General features: G+C 61.9%; 2 protein-coding genes. Both read left to right on the top strand.

What is annotated here, in order from left to right; all coding sequences use genetic code 11:
* Positions 1 to 134: 134 nt before the first annotated feature.
* Positions 135 to 1,019 (top strand): EamA family transporter, encoded by an 885-nt coding sequence (locus tag HP546_RS29985; RefSeq protein WP_172233430.1) that lies wholly within the window; start codon positions 135 to 137, stop codon positions 1,017 to 1,019.
* Positions 1,020 to 1,084: 65 nt separating this feature from the next.
* A complete protein-coding gene (locus HP546_RS29980) occupies positions 1,085 to 1,405 on the top strand; it encodes a YbjQ family protein (protein ID WP_172233427.1) in 321 nt (106 codons plus the stop codon).
* Positions 1,406 to 1,660: the final 255 nt, after the last annotated feature.

The following is a 1,660-nucleotide window of genomic DNA, read 5'->3' as shown; positions in this document are numbered from 1 at the left end:
GTCAAGTGAAGTTTACCGAGGATCACAGTGGTACTGTTGCGCAACCCTTGGGCGTAACTGTGCTGGTCGGACGCGATGGAATAGCCTTATGCTGTTACGAAATATGTCTAAGAAATCTGCTGAGGAACGCTGCAATGCCGCTGAAGGACCTGCTCATCGCCCTGGTGGTGATTGTCGCTTGGGGCGTCAACTTCGTGGTCATCAAGGTGGGCCTCGATGGCTTGCCGCCGATGTTGCTGGGCGCGCTGCGGTTCTTGCTGGTGGCATTCCCGGCTATCTTGCTGGTCAAGCGCCCCAAACTGCCTTGGCGCTGGCTGATCGCCTATGGGGCGACCATTTCATTGGGCCAGTTCGCCTTTCTGTTCCAGGCGATGTACAGCGGCATGCCCCCGGGGCTGGCGTCGCTGATCTTGCAGTCGCAGGCGTTCTTCACCCTTGGCTTCGCTGCCCTGTTTCTTGGCGAGCGTTTGCGCGTGGCCAGCGTGCTGGGGCTGCTGGTGGCGGCTGGTGGCCTGGCACTGATCGGCAGTGAAGATGGCGGCCATGTGCCAATGCTGGCGCTGGTGCTGACCCTGTGTGGCGGTGCCATGTGGGGGTTGGGCAATATCATTACCCGGCGTTTTGGCTCGGTCGACCTGGTGGCGCTGGTGATCTGGGGCGGGCTGATTCCGCCGCTGCCGTTCCTGGCACTGTCCTGGTGGCTGGAAGGGCCAGAGCGCATCGGCCACGCCCTGGCCAATATCAGCTTGAGTTCGCTGCTGGCCCTGGCGTACCTGGCCTTTGTCGCAACCATGCTCGGCTACAGCCTGTGGAGCACGCTGCTCTCGCGCCACCCGGCAGGCAAGGTGGCCCCGTTCTCGCTGTTGGTGCCGGTGATTGGCTTGAGCTCGTCGGCGTTGCTGCTGGGCGAACGCCTGACCGCAACCCAGGGCTGGGGCGCGCTGCTGGTGATGGCGGGTTTGCTGGTCAACGTCTTCGGCGCCCGGATCGGGCAGCGCTTGCGGGCCGCTAGCGCGTAAGGCAAATCTGCAGGACTGCGCTCTGTTAGAATCGGCTCCTTTTGCCAGGCTTGCGGAGCGCACTCATGATCATTTCCACCACCAGTCAGCTCGAAGGCCGCCCGATTGCCGAATACCTGGGTGTAGTCAGCTCCGAGTCGGTGCAGGGCATCAACTTCGTGCGCGATTTCTTTGCACGCTTTCGCGACTTTTTCGGTGGCCGCTCGCAAACCCTGGAAAGCGCGCTGCGCGAGGCCCGCGAGCAGGCTACCGAAGAGTTGAAAGCGCGGGCACGGCAGTTGCACGCCGACGCGATAGTGGGTGTGGATTTCGAGATCAGCATGCCGTCGGTACAAGGCGGCATGGTGGTGGTTTTTGCCACGGGTACAGCGGTGCGCCTGAAATAGAACGTTTATGCCACTGGTCGGGTCCAAGGCGTTCTGCCCGGGTGGTCTGCAAATGACCAGCTAGTCTCACTTTCACAGGCCGCGTCTACCTGGGCAACTTTTCTGGTTGCCGGCGCGACCGCCACTGGAGGGACACAGGGCATGAGCGAATCCTTTTTCGAAGACCTGAACGACGCGTTCCCGATCAACAGCCAAGTGCGTTGCGGCCAGGCGGCATTTCGCCTGGGGTTCGCCCACATGACGCTGGATGATTCC

The sequence above is a fragment of the Pseudomonas sp. CM25 genome (genome assembly GCF_013179705.1).
Classification (GTDB): Bacteria; Pseudomonadota; Gammaproteobacteria; order Pseudomonadales; family Pseudomonadaceae; genus Aquipseudomonas.
The sequence above is the reverse complement of the archived record's forward strand: the minus strand, read 5'-3'. Positions and strand labels throughout refer to the sequence as shown.